Annotated in this window: 14 protein-coding genes, 2 tRNA genes, 2 rRNA genes and 1 riboswitch; of the genes, 3 read left to right on the top strand and 15 right to left on the bottom strand. The window is 46.8% G+C overall.

Annotated features, from left to right (window positions below):
• Positions 1-62: 62 nt before the first annotated feature.
• Positions 63-3,200: an EAL domain-containing protein gene (locus FCU94_RS14385; RefSeq protein ID WP_176289276.1), complete on the bottom strand. Its 3,138-nt coding sequence runs from the start codon at positions 3,198-3,200 to the stop codon at positions 63-65.
• 103 nt (positions 3,201-3,303) lie between these two features.
• Between FCU94_RS14385 and asnC the strand changes: the two genes are divergently transcribed.
• Positions 3,304-3,768, top strand: coding sequence for a transcriptional regulator AsnC (gene asnC / locus FCU94_RS14380; protein ID WP_176289214.1), 465 nt, complete (start codon positions 3,304-3,306; stop codon positions 3,766-3,768).
• A 42-nt stretch (positions 3,769-3,810) separates the two neighbouring features.
• Here asnC and tsrA read toward each other — a convergent pair whose 3' ends face one another.
• Positions 3,811-4,098 carry an H-NS-like global regulator TsrA gene (gene tsrA / locus FCU94_RS14375; RefSeq protein ID WP_176289213.1) on the bottom strand — a complete coding sequence of 96 codons (288 nt, stop codon included), beginning with the start codon at positions 4,096-4,098 and terminating at the stop codon, positions 3,811-3,813.
• 84 nt (positions 4,099-4,182) lie between these two features.
• Positions 4,183-5,355 carry a multidrug effflux MFS transporter gene (locus tag FCU94_RS14370; protein ID WP_441351745.1) on the bottom strand — a complete coding sequence of 391 codons (1,173 nt, stop codon included), beginning with the start codon at positions 5,353-5,355 and terminating at the stop codon, positions 4,183-4,185.
• A gap of 135 nt (positions 5,356-5,490) precedes the next feature.
• Between FCU94_RS14370 and FCU94_RS14365 the strand changes: the two genes are divergently transcribed.
• Together FCU94_RS14365 and FCU94_RS14360 are read left to right on the top strand one after the other, a co-directional pair.
• Positions 5,491-6,459, top strand: coding sequence for a LysR family transcriptional regulator (locus FCU94_RS14365; protein WP_176289211.1), 969 nt, complete (start codon positions 5,491-5,493; stop codon positions 6,457-6,459).
• A 68-nt stretch (positions 6,460-6,527) separates the two neighbouring features.
• Positions 6,528-8,318 (top strand): aminopeptidase P family protein, encoded by a 1,791-nt coding sequence (locus tag FCU94_RS14360; protein WP_176289210.1) that lies wholly within the window; start codon positions 6,528-6,530, stop codon positions 8,316-8,318.
• Between the two features lie 98 nt (positions 8,319-8,416).
• On the opposite strand, the gene thiH is transcribed toward FCU94_RS14360, so the two are convergent.
• The 12 genes from thiH to FCU94_RS14300 all read right to left on the bottom strand — a co-directional run.
• Entirely contained in the window at positions 8,417-9,529 is a 1,113-nt protein-coding gene (gene thiH, locus FCU94_RS14355) for a 2-iminoacetate synthase ThiH (protein WP_176289209.1), read from the bottom strand.
• Between the two features lie 34 nt (positions 9,530-9,563).
• The gene (locus FCU94_RS14350; RefSeq protein WP_176289208.1) at positions 9,564-10,331 is read right to left on the bottom strand and encodes a thiazole synthase; all 768 of its coding nucleotides are present in this window, start codon (positions 10,329-10,331) and stop codon (positions 9,564-9,566) included.
• Positions 10,332-10,336: 5 nt separating this feature from the next.
• Entirely contained in the window at positions 10,337-10,591 is a 255-nt protein-coding gene (gene thiS / locus FCU94_RS14345) for a sulfur carrier protein ThiS (protein WP_045403475.1), read from the bottom strand.
• Between the two features lie 38 nt (positions 10,592-10,629).
• Positions 10,630-11,403, bottom strand: coding sequence for a HesA/MoeB/ThiF family protein (locus FCU94_RS14340; RefSeq protein WP_176289207.1), 774 nt, complete (start codon positions 11,401-11,403; stop codon positions 10,630-10,632).
• Positions 11,390-12,805 (bottom strand): thiamine phosphate synthase, encoded by a 1,416-nt coding sequence (locus tag FCU94_RS14335; protein WP_176289206.1) that lies wholly within the window; start codon positions 12,803-12,805, stop codon positions 11,390-11,392. The genes FCU94_RS14340 and FCU94_RS14335 overlap by 14 nt, the downstream gene beginning before the upstream one ends.
• Positions 12,805-14,745: a phosphomethylpyrimidine synthase ThiC gene (gene thiC, locus FCU94_RS14330; RefSeq protein WP_176289205.1), complete on the bottom strand. Its 1,941-nt coding sequence runs from the start codon at positions 14,743-14,745 to the stop codon at positions 12,805-12,807. The genes FCU94_RS14335 and thiC overlap by 1 nt, the downstream gene beginning before the upstream one ends.
• 125 nt (positions 14,746-14,870) lie before the next feature.
• Positions 14,871-14,969, bottom strand: a riboswitch (TPP riboswitch).
• 72 nt (positions 14,970-15,041) lie between these two features.
• The gene (gene crcB, locus FCU94_RS14325; protein ID WP_176289204.1) at positions 15,042-15,425 is read right to left on the bottom strand and encodes a fluoride efflux transporter CrcB; all 384 of its coding nucleotides are present in this window, start codon (positions 15,423-15,425) and stop codon (positions 15,042-15,044) included.
• 112 nt (positions 15,426-15,537) lie between these two features.
• Positions 15,538-16,920 carry a multicopper oxidase family protein gene (locus FCU94_RS14320; RefSeq protein ID WP_176289203.1) on the bottom strand — a complete coding sequence of 461 codons (1,383 nt, stop codon included), beginning with the start codon at positions 16,918-16,920 and terminating at the stop codon, positions 15,538-15,540.
• Positions 16,921-17,157: 237 nt separating this feature from the next.
• Positions 17,158-17,234 (bottom strand) — tRNA-Trp (locus FCU94_RS14315).
• A 62-nt stretch (positions 17,235-17,296) separates the two neighbouring features.
• Positions 17,297-17,373: transfer RNA gene (locus tag FCU94_RS14310), tRNA-Asp, on the bottom strand.
• 67 nt (positions 17,374-17,440) lie between these two features.
• A 5S ribosomal RNA gene (gene rrf / locus FCU94_RS14305) occupies positions 17,441-17,556 on the bottom strand.
• Positions 17,557-17,647: 91 nt separating this feature from the next.
• Positions 17,648-17,902 (bottom strand): 23S ribosomal RNA (locus FCU94_RS14300); the annotation flags it as partial.

Below are 17,902 nucleotides of genomic sequence, written 5' to 3'. Positions count from 1 at the left end.
GAGCGCTCCTAAACGTTACTTGGAATGACGCGGCGAAGTGTACTGGATTTTTCGCTACGGTACTAAGCTTTATCAATCACACTCAATTGTGCCACCAGGTCCGCAAGCGGCTTAGGTTTACCGATAAAGTAACCTTGAGCGTAGTCCACTTCTAGATCCATCAGTTGTTCTATAATTTGGCTGTTTTCGACAAACTCCGCCACCGTCTTCTTGCCCATTTGGTGCGCCAAGTCGTTGATCGAGCGCACCATTAAGTGGTCCACCTCGTTGGTGTCCATTTCACGGACAAAAATACCATCAATTTTGACGATATCGACTGGCAGCTTCTTCAAGTAACCAAACGAGGAAAGACCTGAACCAAAATCATCCAACGCGATCTTACAACCAAGCGCTTTTAATTGGCTAAAGAAATCGATCGCTTGATTCATATTGCTCATCGCCGCGGTTTCGGTGATTTCCAAACAAAGTTTGTCACACGGGATGGGGCTGTTTTGCAGTGTCTCGAGTAGATAGCTAATGAACTCGCTATTGCCCATCGAGTGCCCAGATAAATTGATCGAGCATAAGGATAGTCTGTCTAACGTTTGTGGGTGTTGTTCAAACCAAGCCAGTGTCTGAGTAACAACTTGCTTATCAAGCAGGTGAGCAATGTTATAGCGTTCAGAAGCAGGCATAAAAATACCAGGTGATATGTACTCCCCTTGGGTATTTTTAATGCGAATCAATATTTCAAAGTGCATACCGCGCTCTTCACCACTCAAGTCCAGGATGCGTTGGGCGAACAGTTCAATGCGCTGGTTGGCGAGCGCATGATGGACCAGGTTGACGCTTTCCATCTCCTGCTCACGACGACGAAGCTCTTTGTCATCCAAGCAGTATAGGTTGAAGCGATTGCGCCCTTCTTCCTTTGCGGCGTGACAGGCGGTGTCGGCTTGCGCGTGAACCATTTGCGGCGATGACGCCGTGTGGTCAATCAGGCGAATGCCTATTGAACAGGTTAAACTAAGACGAATATCTTCCCATACAAACGCATGTTCACTGAGGGTATTAATAATGGTTTTGGCTAGCTTCTTGGCATCGAGCTCTGTGCAGTCTTTCAGTAAGATGGCAAACTCATCGCCGCCCATTCGCGCCAAGACAGTATTGTAAGGCAACACCTCTTCCAGCATGCTAGCGCAAAACTGGATCGCCGCATCCCCCGCTTCATGGCCAGCGGTGTCATTCAGTACTTTCAGTTGGTCTAGGTCGATATACAGCATGGCGTGAGTTCGAGTCTCGTCTTCAACGTCTTGTAACGCAAGGTTGAGCGAGGTTTCGAAGTAGTTGCGACTGTACGTTCCTGTGAGGAGATCGTGCTCAGCTTGATACTTGAGCTGCTCAGCTAAGGCGCGTGTTTCTGTCACATCTTCACCCACAATCAACAGGTGACCACTCTCTACCAATGGACGGATGTTTTCACGAATCCAAACGGTTTGCCCGTCCGCATGTCGATACTCAATATCGCGCCGCCATACACCTTTGATGGCCTGTTTGGGTTGAAGTAACACTTGACGCGGGATCAGCGCGTCTTTACGTAGATAGAACTCTCTAAGTCGGTGACCGAGTATCTGGTCTTCTGTGTAGCCCAGCAATTGTTCAGCGAACTGATTCACTTGCTGAACTCGATTGTGCTCATCAAGCGTCACCATCATCACTGGTTGTTGGTCATAATAGTGACCTAGGTTCGCTTCGCGTTGAAATAGGCGCTCTTCGGTGATTTTGCGCGAGGTGATGTCTCGAGCTTCAAACAGAAACTGCGCCTCACTGTTTGGCGATGGAATCGGCTTAAGCGACAACTCTAGTACCATGGCACCATATTCTTCGTGCCAGATCTCCACTTCAAATTGCGCATTTTTCGCCTGTTGAGTATGGCTAAAGTAACTTTGTATTTGCTCAGCAGAGCTATTTTCCCAATGTGGGTGCTGCCAAATTGGTCTCTCGATACTAAAGCTTTGATCATGCAGCAAATCATGCAGCTTAAGGTTGCTAGAAATCCGTACCCCTCGACTATCCAGCACGCCAATAAAATGATAACTCTGGTCAAAGACCATTTCGATTAAGGTTTGACTCTCTTTGGCTAACTGTTCACTGCGTTTCAGTCGCCCTAAATAATAGACTAAGCCGACAATAACCAGGATCAGAGCACCGATAACAGATGCAATAAACTCCAATTGATGTCGATATTTTTCAGTGAAGGTTTGAGGTCGGTTAAACAGTACCGCGCTGGGCTCAGCCTCAACCCCGAGGCCCCAACGCTGAACCGCGTGATAATCGAGCTTGATTTCCGCAATCCCCATTTCCACAGGTGGCAGAGGGCTATTGGGATTAGCAAGCACTTTAAGCAGTAACGCCCCCGTTTGCTGCCCATGTTGCACACCGCCCTGAATCACCCCCCCGACGGCGCCAAAACCTAAGCCGTAGTCATGCGCCATATAAACCGGCGCTTCAGCCGCTTCATTCAGTTGTTGCCATAAAATGCCATCAGAGTTCACTTCTCCGGTTCTAGAGCGATAGTACAGCCAATAGATAATTGCAGAACGTTGATCAAGTTTGGCGACAAAATCGAGAAGTTGAGCAAAGTTGTCAGGGATGTAGGAAACAATGCGGCCATGATACTGTGGATGCTCAGTCATAAACTTGCCGATTTCACTGCGTGCTGCCGCACCAGTCACAGAATGATCGGTAATCACATAAATCGACTCTAGCTGCGGCTGAATGCGCTCGATTAGGCCAATGTTCGCCGCTAGATCGATGTTTTCCTTAACGCCTGTAGCCCGCAGGTTGCGGTGTAGATACGGTTGGTAATTATTGATGCCGCCAAAGATAACAGGAGTGTCTCCGATCACATCTCCCAGTTTATTGACCAAGTCTAGCGCGTTATTGTCCGATACCACTATGGCGCGAAACGACTCTTGTTCAAACTTAGTTTTATATAGCGAATAGAGCTGCTGCAGGTACTGATCGTTTTGCGCTCGCTTAGTGTCGAGATACAGCACTCTTGTTGAAAGGTGATAAGGCTCAATTTGCTGCTCTAACCCATATTGAAACGAGTCGGTCCAAAAGAAACCTTGGTGGTACGAGTGAATGACTAAGATGTCATTCTCATCCGCACAAGCCAAGGCAGAGCCAAAAGCGGTAATAATGAGAAGGCAGAAACGCAGCAAAATAAGTCACTAAATCAGGTAAGTATAGATATAATTGTATCATCACTGGTGATAATTTGTACTTATCCAAATCTGTATCTATTAACTGACAAGGACTTGCATGCAAGCTCACGGCGCAAAACTGGATGATCTCGACAAAGCCATCCTAAAAACACTGATGGAAGATGCGCGTACCCCTTACGCTGAAATGGCCAAACTGTTTGAGGTTAGCCCTGCCACTATCCATGTGCGGATTGAAAAGATGAAGTCTGCTGACATCATCCAAGGGACCGAAGTGATCGTTGACACGAAAAAGCTGGGTTATGATGTGTGCTGTTTTATTGGAATTAACCTAAATGCCGCACGCGATTATCATTCCGCGTTAGAAAAGCTCAATGCCTTGGAAGAGGTGGTGGAAGCCTACTACACCACCGGAGCTTATAACATCTTCGTCAAATTGATGTGTCGCTCCATAGAAGAGTTACAATACGTGTTAATAGATAAGCTGCAAGCGATCGACGAAGTGCAATCAACCGAAACCCTTATCTCGCTGCAAAACCCTATCAACCGCAATGTTAACCCATAAAAAAAGCTCGCAATTAAGCGAGCTTTTTTAATGTCTATTACGTTACTTCTTGCTGGCGAGGTAGTTTTTCAAATCTTCGACTGAAATACCTTGATCGGCGATCTCTTTAGCCAAGCTATCAAGCTGTTCATCCTTACGCGCTTCTATGACTTGTTGGAATTGATACACCATGTCGCGGAGCACTGGCAAAGGCACGTGTTTCGCAGCGCTACGAATACGTTCACCACTTTGGCTACCTAACTCGTTTAAGATCCGACCAAACATTACTTTCTCTGGTGCTTGCTCTAACTGCTCAAGCACGCGTGCCATCTCGTAGGTTGTCATTGACATTCTTGTGTTTTTTCCACAAAACTCGATTTTAAAAGCTCAAATATACAGCGTTTTATCGGTTAATCAAGCGCTCTATAAAGCGCGTTATGCGGTGGCACAGTGCCAGTTTTTGCCTTGTTTTGACCACAGAATAATCAGCGCGGGTGTGACCACCAGCATTAAAGTAGCGATCATCACTTGAGGCTCCATCGACAAGCGTTGCACGGTGCCAACCACTAACCCCGAGCCACTCATCTGAAACAGACCTAACAGTGCGGCGGCGGTACCTGCTTTATCACCAAAAGGGGCTAACGCTTTCCCTGCAGCCGCACCTAAAATCCAGGCAAAACCGACGGAAGATAAAAAGATAGGCAACATAAAGGCAAGCGCTGATGCGTTATCCATCAAGGTTAACATCATCGCACCAGCGAGCATCAAGGTTGTAATACCGACAGTAAGCGCCCAATGCGTACCAAAGCGGTCCATAAATTTAGGCGCTGACAAACAGGCGATGATATTGATCACCGCGTTAACGCCAAACCAGAAAGTAAACTGATTCATGCTCAAGCCTAAGTTCTCCATCAACACCACTGGCGCAGATGTGACGTAGCCCAAAATGACCGCCATCGCTAGCATACACAAGCTCGCATGGAATAAGAATGAAGGCGTTTTCACCACATCTAGATAACGATTGAGTCTAAATACCGGTTGGGTACTCATTTCTGGATTGGTTTCTTTCATGCCCAGCCACAACATTGTCAGCACAACAACTGCATACCCGGCCATAAAGCTGAAATTTGCTCGCCAACCGAATTGCTGGGTTAGCCAACTGCCCAGAATGGGCGCCAAAGCGGGAATGAAGCAGATAGCACCATTTAGGTAGCTGATCATTCTGCCGCTTTTTTGTGGACCAAAGATATCGCGAACTGTTGCAAAGGCCGCTACCGATGTCGCGCACGCACCTAAGCCTTGTAGCAGTCGAGCCACTAGCATCCACTCAATATTTTGAGCGCTCCACGCCAATAAAGCGCTCATCGCGTAGATACTAACGCCACCCAATGCAACAGTTCGACGTCCGAGTTTGTCTGCCAGCGGGCCTGCAAATAACTGTCCTACCCCCATGGCAAACAGAAACCAAGTAATTGTATCTTGTGCCAAGGCGTGTTCCACGTGAAACGCCTCGGAGATCATTGGCAAAGCGGGAAGATAGATATCAATCGCTAGCGGGCTGAATAGCACTAAAAGGGTCAACAAAATAAGTTGTTGCTTTTTCGGCATCGGATACTGAGTCGATTGCACTTCTATCTCCATTTATAACTGTCAGACTAATGAATCAGGAGCAATCTTAGTCTAAACTAGATATGCCCACTAATGATGTTTGGTCATCATTGTTATTCCCAAAGAGAATTTCTTATGAATATTGAAAAGTTGGCGAGAATGGATCTCAATCAGCTGGTCTGTCTACGTGTATTACTGGAAGAACTCAATGTAACGCGCGCCGCCCATCGGCTGTGTTTGAGTCAATCAGCTGTGAGCAAAAACCTCGCCAAGTTGCGTAATCAGTTTGATGACGCGCTTTTCGTTCGTCACGCACATGGACTCAAACCCACACCTAAGGCGTTGTTTCTAAGACCAAAAATCGACACATTGATAAACCAGCTTGAACAACTGACTCAACCAGAACAGTTCTCGCCTGCCAGCAGCGACTATCGCTACCAAATTGCTGCGGTAGAAAGCGTTTATCCACTCATTCTTCCCCACTTTTTACCGGAAATTTTTAATCAAGCACCAGGTGTCACTATCAGCACTCATGCGTGGAGTGATGATACTTTTCGCCGTATTCAACGGGGTGAAATAGACTTAGGAATTACCGGTAAAGATATCGACATCAATGATGCCAAACTGACGATGTTGCCTCCAAACGACATTTGTGAGCAAGAGATCTATCGCGATAGACAAATGTGTTTGGTGCGTAAGCACCATCCCGCTCTCAATCGACCTTGGACGTTAGAGAACTACCTCGCTCAGCGACACGTACAAGTGCGATGCGACGGCAATGAGCGTTGGTTACTCGACTATAGGTTGGCAGACATAGGTAAAGAGCGTGATATCGCGATTACCGTTCCCGACTTTAATAGTGCCGCTAGTCTCTGCTCCTATACCGACTTTATCTTTACCGCGCCAAGTCATTTTGTCGAGCTGGTGTCGAAACAACTCAACCTCGCAGTGTTGCCTTTGCCTATGGAATTTCCGCCTATGGCATATACGCTATTTTGGCATCGAGATAGAGAGAATGATCCTGCTTTATCTTGGATACGACAGATTATCAGTGACAAAACTAGCGACCTGAGATTATTTGCAGCTAAGGCTCAAAAAGAGTAGCTTAGTCGCATTGTCCAAACGATGAGTCATCATTGCTAAGGACGCAATAAAATGAAGGATTTATTTTGATGCTTACCAATACTGAACAACGTGTCTCGGCTATCCGTCAATGGTTGGCAGAGCAGAATATCGATGCCCTACTAGTCCCCCACGAAGACGAATACCTGGGCGAATACGTACCCGCGCACAATGAGCGTTTACACTGGCTAACTGGTTTTACCGGATCTGCCGGAGCAGCGGTAATCACCAAAGACAAAGCCGCTATCTTTGTTGATGGTCGCTACACGGTGCAAGTCACTAAGCAGGTTCCTGCTGAGCTATTCGAATACCGTCATCTGATTGAAGAGCCTGCACTAGATTGGATTAAGGACCATCTTGCAAATGGCGCGTCTGTGGCGATCGACCCTCGCATGCACAACTCTGCTTGGCTAGACATGGCACTGGCAAAACTTGCTGGTGCACTTGAGCTCAAGATTCTCGACAACAACCCAATTGATGAACTGTGGCACGATCGCCCTGCTCCCGTGGTTTCTGATGTTCGCCTAATGGCAACAGAAGCCGTTGGTCAATCGAGTGAAAGCAAACGCCAAGAAATTGCTGAACTCGTGAAAAAAGCTGGTGCAGACAGCGCAGTGATCACAGCTCTGGATTCTATCTGTTGGTTGCTCAACGTTCGTGGTCTTGACGTATCACGTCTACCCGTTCTGCTTTCTCACGCGATTCTGCATTCCGATTCAAGCGTGGAATATTTCCTCGATCCAGCTCGCCTACCTGCCGACTTCGCTGCTCATGTCGGTTCTGGCGTGACGGTTCATCACCCTGAAGCATTGCAAGCACGACTAGAAACCCTAACTGGCAAGGATGTACTGGTTGACCCTGCGACAAGTAACGCATGGTTTAAGCTGGTTCTGCAAAATGCTGGCGCTTCAGTGGTGAGTAAAGCTGACCCATGCCTAATGCCAAAAGCGGCGAAGAACGCGGTTGAAATCGCAGGCATGAAAGCATGTCATATCCGCGATGGCGTGGCGATGTGCAAGTTCCTATCTTGGCTAGATGCAGAAGTCGTTGCAGGTAACCTACATGATGAAGCGACACTGGCTGACAGACTGGAAGCCTTTCGTAGCGAAGACCCGACACTGATGGATCTTAGCTTCGATACCATTTCAGCTGCGGGCAGCAACGCGGCGATGTGTCACTACAACCACGAGAACCAACCTGAACCCGGCAAGCTAGAACTGAACACGCTTTACCTCGTCGATTCAGGCGGTCAGTACCTAGATGGCACGACAGACATCACGCGTACAATTGCGATCGGTCAGCCTTCACAAGAGATGATTAAACAATTCACTCTTGCGCTAAAGGGTCACATCGGTGTTGCTCGTGCACGTTTCCCGAAAGGCACACGTGGTTACCAAATCGATACGCTAGCTCGTCAGCACCTATGGGCGGAAGGCTACGATTACGATCACGGTACCGGTCACGGTGTTGGTCACTTCCTAAGTGTTCATGAAGGTCCGGCGAGCATTTCTAAGAAGCAAATCGACGTGCCTCTAACAGAAGGTATGGTGCTATCCAACGAGCCAGGGTACTACCGCGCTGATGCATTTGGTATTCGTATCGAGAACCTAGAGCTTGTTGTTGAAACGCCTACTAACGGAGACTTCTCTGTGCTGTCATTTGAGTCGCTAACTCGATGCCCAATCGACAAGCGCAACATCAACGTTGATATGCTAACTCGTCCAGAACTTGCTTGGCTGAACGACTATCATCAGAAAGTATGGGATGAGATCAGCCCGCTAGTCGAAGGTGATGTGAAAGAGTGGCTTCGTCAAGCAACGCTACCTTTAGCACACAGCTAGAAGCTAGAAAAATAGAGGGTTGATGTTTTACATCAACCCTCTTTCTTTGCCTATGTTTCACGTGAAACATAATGATGACCCGTAGCTTTGTTTATTGCCTAACCAGAATACGCCGAATGCCAATCTCGCCACACAGGGTCAAAGCCTTTGGCTCGAATCATATCTTCCACTGAGCCAGCGCTGCGCTCATCACTGATCTCAAACTGCTCGAGTTCAACTTCTTCCAACGCATAACCCCCCGGCTGAGTTTTCGATGCTGCAGACATACTGGTAATACCTAACGGCAATGCATTGTCTCTAAACTTCGGTGATTCACGAGTCGATAATGACAACTCAACTTCTGGATTCAACAAACGATAAGCGCAAATCAACTGAACAAGCTGCTTATCCGTCATGACTGATTTTGGTTGGAGCGCGCCCTCACAAGGACGTAAACGTGGGAAAGAAATCGAGTAACGAGTCTGCCAATATGTACGCTCAAGATACTCCAAGTGCGCTGCCACATAAAAACAATCTGTTCGCCACTCTTCCAACCCTATCAATGCGCCGATACCGATCTTATCAATACCCGCTTTTGCAAGACGGTCGGGTGTATCCAATCGGTATTCGAAATCCATCTTATTACCACGCAAATGGTGCTCAGCGTAAGTCGAAGGATGATACGTTTCTTGATAGACCATCACTGCATCCAAACCCAATGTTTTGAGCTCAGCGTATTCGTCTTGATCTAACGGCTGTACTTCCATCGCCAAATAGTTAAAGCGCTTCTTAATCATCGGCACCATTTCGCAGAAGTATTTCATGCCCACTTTGGATTCGTGTTCCCCAGTCACCAGCAATACACTATCAAACTTCATGCGTTTAATGGCTTCTACTTCTGCAGCCACTTCGTCCCGATTCAAGGTACGACGCTTGATTCTGTTCTCCATCGAGAAGCCACAATAAGTACAAGCATTGGCGCACAAGTTAGAAAGGTACAACGGAATATAAAGCGACATGGTATTACCAAAACGCTTACGAGTTGCCGAGTATGACAGCTGCGCCATTTGCTCTAAGTACGCTTCAGCTGCGGGTGAAATTAGCGCTTTAAAGTCTTCCAAATTACGCTTGGGTTTATTCAATGCTCGCTCAACATCTTGCGCCGTTTTCGCGTAGATCGACATTGAAATGTCATCCCAATTGAGCTGCTTAAATTGTTCAACGAAGCTCATGTTTTCCTCGCTTAATAGCTAAATCAATCTAAGACTAAAGCTCATCTAAGAATGACGTCAGTGGACTCGATGCAACCGCATGAGAAACCTTACCAGCAAGACCAGCTTCATAAGCCATACGCCCCGACTCTACCGCCAACTTAAATGCCCTCGCCATCGTAGCGGGATCGCTCGAAGCTGCAATCGCAGTATTGACGAGCACGGCATCCGCGCCCATTTCCATCGCACGCGCAGCATGTGAAGGAGCACCAATACCCGCATCCACAACGACAGGAACATTAGCTTGGTCGATAATTATCTCTAGGAAATCGTGAGAAACTATCCCTTTGTTAGAACCGATCGGCGCACCTAATGGCATTACCGCAGCACAGCCTACCTCTTCCAATCGTTTACACAGAACCGGGTCAGCATGACAGTAAGGAAGGACAATAAAGCCTTCACGAACCAGTTGTTCAGCAGCCGCAAGTGTCTCAATTGGATCAGGCATCAAGTACTTCGGGTCTGGGTGAATTTCCAATTTTAACCAGTTAGTACCTAACGCTTCTCGCGCGAGTTGTGCTGCAAATACGGCATCTTTAGCATTCTTTGCACCCGAGGTGTTCGGCAATAAGTTCACACCCGCTTGTACTAACGGCAGCAAAATATCGTCTTGTTGGTCGTTCACGTCCACACGCTTCAACGCCATAGTCGCAAGTTGAGAACCCGACACTTGAATCGCTTCTGCCATTAATCGGCTGTTGGCAAACTTCCCTGTTCCCGTGAACAGTCTTGATTCGAATTGTTTATCACCAATTTTAAGCATCGACTTTAACCCCCTGCGATCGCTTGAAACAAAGAGATGCTATCTCCCTGTGAAAGAACTGTGCTAGCCCACTCACTGCGCGGCACAACATTGTTGTTAATTGCAAAAACACAGCCCATTTCGGGCAGCGCAAATTGACTAATGATTTGCTGTAGATTCGACTCACTGGCGACTTGATGTGACTGGTCATTAATGACAATAGTGATCACATCTAAGTCAGCAGCGATCATTTGTGTTGTTTGTTGTTCTGATAACGTCATTGCTTCCAACTCTCTTAATTCTGCCCATTACTCGTAAGCTAAATCTGAGCACACACTTGGCACTGTTTGTCTTTGCTTATTGCCATGGTTTGCCATTGCAGTTTCAATCCATCAAACAGGTGTAGCTTGGCAGTCTCGACATGAAACTTTCCCGTCGCCAGTTTTTGAATTGCCGCTATCGCTTGGTAGTTGCCAAGTGTACCCACCACCGGACCGACGACACCGCTCTCACTGCACTTTTCCGTTTGCGGTAATTCGTCAAACGGATACAAACAGCGGTAACAGGCTTTACTCTGCGCTTCTTGTTCACTTGGTGTTTGGTGTTCAAAGACAGCGAATTGCCCTTGCCAACCAATTGCTGCCGCTGAGATGAGCGGCGTATTTTGCTCGAAACAGACTTGGTTAATTAGCTGGCGTGTTGGCATGTTGTCGGTGCAATCCAACACCACATCCGCCAACATCACCTCAAGCTGCAGCTGTGCTTTGTCTAATCGCTTATTGAGGGCACGAACTTGGACCATAGAGTTAAGTTCAGTAAGTTGTTTTACAGTTGCTTTTGTTTTCGCAACTTGGAGGTCTTGTTCACGATAAATGATCTGACGTTGTAGGTTACTGCTATCAACTTCATCGTCATCAACCACAACCAATTTACCAACGCCCGCTGACGCCAAGTACAAACTCGCTGCGCTCCCCAATCCGCCACAACCGATGATCAGCACATGCGATTTGCTCAAACGCTCTTGCCCAACTTCGGCAATTTCTGGCAGAGCGACTTGACGTTGATAGCGAAGGAACTGCTTATCCGTGAGCATGTTCGCCTCTCTTGGTATGCGTCAATTCACTATTCTGATCTGCAAACGTTAGCTGCTGTTCCTTCATAAGTTGTGCGAAGAACTCGATAACAGACTGAGGTGATTCTGCCAAGGTAATAGCGCGCACAACGGCCAAACTAGACACGCCTGTTTGCCAAACTTGGTCAGCGTTAGATTGGTCAATACCACCAATTGCGACCGTCGGAAAACCAAGCACATAGTCACTAACTGTTTTGTCTTTTGCAGGACGGAAAGCCGACGCTGTGTTTTCATAAGGAATGCTATCTATCAGCTTTTGATACAGCGCCAAGCGCACCAAACCTTGTGGTTTCGATGGCATCTGTTTAGTGGTGGTTGGGAAAATATGCCCTAGCGCGATGTAACTAGGATGAATTTGTACGATGCGCAGTAGTTCGTAATAACCATGAGTAGAAAGACCAAGACGAATACCGGCTTTAGTTAGCTGAGCCAAATTTGATTCTTGTATGTCTTCTTGCCCTAGGTGAACGCCATAAGCGCCATGCTTGATTGCCAGCTGCCAATAGTCATTGATGAACACTTGCGCTTGATACTGACGACCTAGCTCAATTGCTCGAATGATCTGCTGTTCCAAATCGGCTTGTTGTGGGTTCTTGATTCGCAGCTGAATAGTGTTGATGCCTAGTGACAGTAGACGCTCAACCCAAGCAACATCATCAACAACTGGATAGAGCCCTAGACTTTGCTTAGTTAGAGTTGGAAAGCTAACGCTCTCACCTTGTGCAGACCAACCAACTTGAATACCTAGTCGGTTATCCTCCAGTACAGGTGTGGGGAAATCATCAAATTGGTCAGCCCACTGAGTAGTTTGCTCTACATCGAAGTTGTCATTCAACAGTGTTTCACGTGAAACATTCGCTTGTTGAGTGAGCATTCCTCGAGCAAGTGTTAACGCATCTTCGATAGGAAAACCGAGGACTGTCAGCGTTACTATCCAAGCAAGGTGATTTTCGGGATAGAACATTGCGTTGAATTTGGACTTAACGGAAAGCGCCCTCACTTCATCGTTAATTGGATGACGCCAGATATCAAGCTGAAACACTTTCTCCGTTTCATCGGATACCTGCGTATCAGCAATGCCAATATAAATCGCTTTCGACGGTTGCTTAGCACACGCTTCTACCGATAAAGCAGAGCGGTAATAGAGCGCAAATGAACACTCGCGATAAGAGTCATCACCATCAATAAGATCAGTCGTTATGTGTGTGGTCTGTTGGTCGCGAACAAGCTGAATAGATTGAGTTGGGCTCACGCCCAACTCAATGTCTTCAATGCTAAAACCCTGTTCTTTCGCCAACAACAGACATTGTTGAACTAGACCTGTTAGTTCAATCAGTGATGACGGAATAAGGATTTTGCTCATTAGTCACTTACCTCGGCATGTGCTGAGGGGTGGTATAATTCAGAACCTGACTCTCTAAACTCTTGCGATTTCTGACGCATCCCCTCAAGAGGATCATCAAGCATTTTGATCGAGATAGCTTGGTCCGCAGCCACTTGCTCTGTGTCTTTCGCATATTCTCGGACTTCTTGCGAAATCTTCATCGAGCAGAACTTTGGTCCGCACATCGAACAGAAGTGAGCAACTTTTCCAGACTCTTGAGGCAAAGTTTCATCATGGAAAGCGCGCGCGGTATCTGGGTCGAGCGACAAGTTAAATTGGTCTTCCCAGCGAAACTCGAAGCGAGCTTTAGAAAGCGCATTATCACGGACTTGAGCACCAGGGTGCCCTTTCGCTAAATCAGCGGCGTGCGCAGCAAGCTTATAAGTGATCATGCCTACTTTCACATCTTCTTTGTTTGGTAAGCCGAGATGTTCTTTAGGCGTTACGTAGCAAAGCATTGCACAGCCATACCAACCAATCATGGCAGCGCCAATACCTGAAGTAATATGGTCGTAACCAGGAGCAACATCTGTCGTCAGTGGACCAAGCGTGTAAAAAGGAGCTTCATGGCAGTGCTCTAACTGCTCTTCCATGTTCTCCTTGATCATATGCATTGGAACATGGCCAGGGCCTTCAATAATCACCTGTACGTCGTATTCCCACGCCACCTTGGTCAACTCACCAAGGGTACGCAGCTCAGCAAATTGCGCTTCATCGTTAGCATCGGCAACCGAGCCAGGACGCAAACCATCACCAAGAGAAAGGGCCACATCGTACTTAGCACAGATTTCACAGATTTCTCGGAAGTGGGTATATAAGAAGCTTTCCTGATGATGTGCTAAACACCATTTCGCGATGATAGAACCACCACGAGAGACGATACCAGTCACCCGTTTGGCAGTCATTGGCACATAGCGAAGTAGTAAACCGGCATGGATAGTGAAGTAGTCAACGCCCTGCTCTGCTTGCTCTATCAGAGTATCGCGCATCACTTCCCAGTTAAGGTTTTCTGCAACACCATTCACTTTCTCAAGCGCTTGGTACATTGGTACAGTACCGATCGGAACTGGACTGTTACGTAGAATCCACTCGCGAGTTTCGTGAATATTACGTCCAGTAGAGAGATCCATTACGGTATCGCCACCCCAGCGCGTTGCCCATACTAACTTCTCTACTTCTTCCTCAATCGAAGAAGTGACCGATGAATTACCGATGTTGGCGTTCACTTTAACCAAAAAGTTACGCCCAATGATCATTGGCTCTGATTCTGGGTGGTTAATATTGGCAGGAATAATCGCACGACCTTCAGCAACTTCTCTGCGCACAAACTCGGCGGTAATGTCTTTTGGCAGATTCGCACCGAAGCTTTGACCTGGATGCTGTTGATTCAGCACTTCATCACGGTATTGAGCACGGCCCATATTTTCACGTAGGGCGATGTATTCCATTTCTGGAGTGATAATACCTTTGCGAGCATAGTGTAGCTGAGTCACGCACTGGTCACCTTTAGCACGTCGAATGCGTGGTAGATTACCGTAACGAAGATCGTCTAGCGTTTCATCTTCTAGGCGCTGTTTGGTGTATACCGAGCTGACTTCATCAAGTAGCTCAGTATCGCCACGCTCCTCAATCCACTCTTCTCTCAGCTTAGGTAAGCCATTGTAAAGGTCTATGGTGTGATTTGGGTCTGTGTATACACCTGAGGTGTCGTAAACGCGCACGGGCTCATTAGGCTCGAAAATAGGTGCTTCTTTTGTGCCTCCAATCAGGCTATCTGCTAGCGCTATTTCACGCATTGGCACGCGAATATCGGGACGTGAACCTTCTACATATACTTTTGTGGAATTTGGGTACGGTTGTACCGAGAGTGTATCAATGAACTGTTTTGCTTCCAGTCTCGCTTGTTTGCGACTCGACATAGCATTTTTCCTTGCTTTGTAATTAGTTTGGATAAAAATGCTTGGCGGAAAGATGCGACAAGAGGTTTCAAGACACCACGAAATGTGTTGCTTGAATATAGATAGATCACTGACGGGGAAATATAGTGATCTCTTCTCCTGTTCCCTTCGCAGATTCTAATCTGATCAGGTTCAACGGATCCCGAATTAACGGTCTCAGCCTTAAGGCACTCCGACAAGTGATCGCAGTATATAAAATCGGCTTGGTTAAACCAAGCCGACCTGTTCATAAAATGTTAAAAAGATGAGTTTCAAGCTCAACTCTTAATCAAAAGTTGAAAGCCAATCCAGGCCGCAGATATGCTCAAAGCAACGTTAAGTAACACGTTGAGAGCCATCTTGAAAAAAGCCCCCTGCTGCATCAAAAGTACGTTATCCATAGAGAAAGTTGAGAAGGTGGTCAATGCACCAAGAAAACCCAATCCGATAATTTGGCGCCAAGGTTCACTAGCGAGTAGCTCGTTCTCAAATGCAGCAATCAATAGACCCATGATAAATGAACCAACCACATTAACGGTCAGCGTGCCGTATGGAAAACCTCGACCTAATACCACGACACATAATTCTGATATTAAATATCGAGAGCAGGCACCAAAAGCACCACCGATTGCGATAAAGCCAAGAATAGACAGCTGTCCCATAACTCCCCCTAGATAACCACTGACTGGTATTGTAACGTTCGGTGACAAATTAGCGACAAAAATTCGTGTTACTCATATCAGAATAAGTTTGAAATTTAAAAAGTTACAGGAGTCACTTTACTTCAATGTAACCCATCAAACCAGTTTTCATATGTTCAATAACGTGGCAATGGTACATCCAACGACCGGGGTTGTCGGCAACAAAGGCAGCTTTCGCGCTACCATTCTTTCCAAGTAAAACCGTGTCGGTGTGGAACGGTTGGTCAACACGTTTACCATCAAGCTCTAAAACAGTAAAAGTATGGCCGTGTATATGAATTGGGTGATGGTACTGGGTGACGTTCTTGAGATTAAAGATATACGTTTTACCAAGCTCTAATGTCGCAAGAGGTTCAGGAATATTATCTTTACTCATTCCCTCCCAAGCGCGCTTATTGGTTAACCAAAATTTAGGGACAGATTTACCATCACTTGCAACAGGAGTGACTGCACCTTCCCATTCGAAGAGAAAATCAATTTGTTGGGCATTCTCGAGATCGAGCTTTGTTATAGGGTTAAGTGGAAGGGTCGGGATCACAACCTGATCGGGTAGATCAGAGTGGATCACATCAAAGGTACATAGCGGAAAAGGAAAGCGCCCTTTCATCTGACGCACGTAAACACGCTCTCCTTGCTTTGGAGCAAGAAAAGCAACATCAACCCTCATTCCAGGGCCTATCTTATGTTGAAAGAGCTTATAGGGAGTTTTTATCGGGTTTCCGTCAATCGCAATAACCCAGGCGTCTACCCCTTCAACAACGATAGGGTAAGTTATCGTATTATCAACATTAGCAATCCGAAGTCGTGTAGTGGCATTAGCTTTAAGCGTATAGACTGGCTCATGAACACCATTAACACTACTCCACTCTCCCGGCGTACCCATACGGGCACTAAGACGTGGAACCATTAAATCTTTCCACTGACCTTGCTTATTCAGGTGCCAGTGCTTCAAAATCAGGTCGTGCTCTTCATCGAACTCAACAGGTTCTCTCTCTTCAACAATTATCAAGCCAACCAGCCCCATCCCTAGTTGCTTTACACTATTCATATGTGGGTGGTACCAGAATGTGCCCGCATCAGGAGGAGTAAATCGATAGACGAATGTTTCACCAGGCATGATTGGTGACTGACTTAAGAAAGGAACGCCATCCATTTCGATAGGGATACGTAGTCCGTGCCAATGAATCGTTGTTGGCTCGGCGAGTTTATTGGTAAAACGTATCACCACCTCTTCTCCTTGACGACAACGAATCGTAGGAGCAGGAGTTCGGCCATTAAACCCCAGAACTTTGGTTTGATAACCAGGAACTAGCTCGGCTGTAGCAGGCTCAGCCGTCAAATCATAAACATATCGACCTTGAGCATCTTTAGACTGAGTGACTGTACAAGCGGGAAGAACAGCAAGAGCCGAAATAGCCAGAGAAGATTGAAGAAACTGACGACGAGAAATTTCCATAATAACTGCCTTATGAATTGAATTCGCCATAAAATAACAAAATAATAAGAACTATTCTCAATAGACTAATCACTTTGAGATATAAAAAACAAAAAGGCGCTAGTCTTTCGACTAGCGCCTTCTCTATATGGCAACTGTAGATTGGTATGCTCGCGGCACGCACATTTTTTGGTATCAGCAGAATCCGCTACAGACAACGACAAAAAAGCCCCAGTCTTTCGACTGAGGCTTTAAATATGGCAGGGGTGGAGAGATTCGAACTCCCAACACGCGGATTTGGAATCCGCTGCTCTGCCAATTGGAGCTACACCCCTGCAGAATCTTTTCATGTTTTAGATTCGAAAAAACCTCGCTATAAGCGAGGCTTCGAAATAAGTGGCGGAGCGGACGGGACTCGAACCCGCGACCCCCGGCGTGACAGGCCGGTATTCTAACCAACTGAACTACCGCTCCGCACTGGTTAGACCTAAGTCTAAGCTTTTGCCTTTAGATTTTTCTAAAATCTAAAAACGAAATGTAAGCCTGGCGATGTCCTACTCTCACATGGGGAAGCCCCACACTACCATCGGCGCTAATTCGTTTCACTTCTGAGTTCGGCATGGAATCAGGTGGGTCCAAATCGCTATGGTCGCCAAGCAAATTCTTTAATTCGGAAAGCTGTTATTGTGTTCTCTACACATTCAAATCTGTTCTTGCTTTGAGTCCATCAAAACCCTTTGGGTGTTGTATGGTTAAGCCTCACGGGCAATTAGTACAGGTTAGCTCAACGCCTCACAACGCTTACACACCCTGCCTATCAACGTTCTAGTCTCGAACAACCCTTTAGGACTCTCAAGGAGTCAGGGAAGACTCATCTCAGGGCTCGCTTCGCGCTTAGATGCTTTCAGCGCTTATCGATTCCGAACTTAGCTACCGGGCAATGCGTCTGGCGACACAACCCGAACACCAGAGGTTCGTCCACTCCGGTCCTCTCGTACTAGGA

This window comes from Vibrio sp. JPW-9-11-11 (assembly GCF_013369335.1).
Taxonomy (GTDB): Bacteria; Pseudomonadota; Gammaproteobacteria; order Enterobacterales; family Vibrionaceae; genus Vibrio.
This window is presented reverse-complemented; position numbering and strand designations above follow the sequence as displayed.

Excerpts from the sequence above, each read along its gene's own strand:
- crcB (WP_176289204.1), bottom strand. The coding sequence starts at position 15,425 with ATGGGACAGCTGTCTATTCTTGGCTTTATCGCAATCGGTGGTGCTTTT.
- FCU94_RS14350 (WP_176289208.1), bottom strand. The coding sequence starts at position 10,331 with ATGCTTAAAATTGGTGATAAACAATTCGAATCAAGACTGTTCACGGGA.
- FCU94_RS14365 (WP_176289211.1), top strand. The coding sequence starts at position 5,491 with ATGAATATTGAAAAGTTGGCGAGAATGGATCTCAATCAGCTGGTCTGT.
- FCU94_RS14340 (WP_176289207.1), bottom strand. The coding sequence starts at position 11,403 with ATGCTCACGGATAAGCAGTTCCTTCGCTATCAACGTCAAGTCGCTCTG.
- FCU94_RS14360 (WP_176289210.1), top strand. The coding sequence starts at position 6,528 with ATGCTTACCAATACTGAACAACGTGTCTCGGCTATCCGTCAATGGTTG.
- thiC (WP_176289205.1), bottom strand. The coding sequence starts at position 14,745 with ATGTCGAGTCGCAAACAAGCGAGACTGGAAGCAAAACAGTTCATTGAT.
- thiH (WP_176289209.1), bottom strand. The coding sequence starts at position 9,529 with ATGAGCTTCGTTGAACAATTTAAGCAGCTCAATTGGGATGACATTTCA.
- FCU94_RS14320 (WP_176289203.1), bottom strand. The coding sequence starts at position 16,920 with ATGGAAATTTCTCGTCGTCAGTTTCTTCAATCTTCTCTGGCTATTTCG.
- FCU94_RS14335 (WP_176289206.1), bottom strand. The coding sequence starts at position 12,805 with ATGAGCAAAATCCTTATTCCGTCATCACTGATTGAACTAACAGGTCTA.
- FCU94_RS14370 (WP_441351745.1), bottom strand. The coding sequence starts at position 5,355 with ATGCCGAAAAAGCAACAACTTATTTTGTTGACCCTTTTAGTGCTATTC.
- thiS (WP_045403475.1), bottom strand. The coding sequence starts at position 10,591 with ATGACGTTATCAGAACAACAAACAACACAAATGATCGCTGCTGACTTA.
- tsrA (WP_176289213.1), bottom strand. The coding sequence starts at position 4,098 with ATGTCAATGACAACCTACGAGATGGCACGCGTGCTTGAGCAGTTAGAG.
- asnC (WP_176289214.1), top strand. The coding sequence starts at position 3,304 with ATGCAAGCTCACGGCGCAAAACTGGATGATCTCGACAAAGCCATCCTA.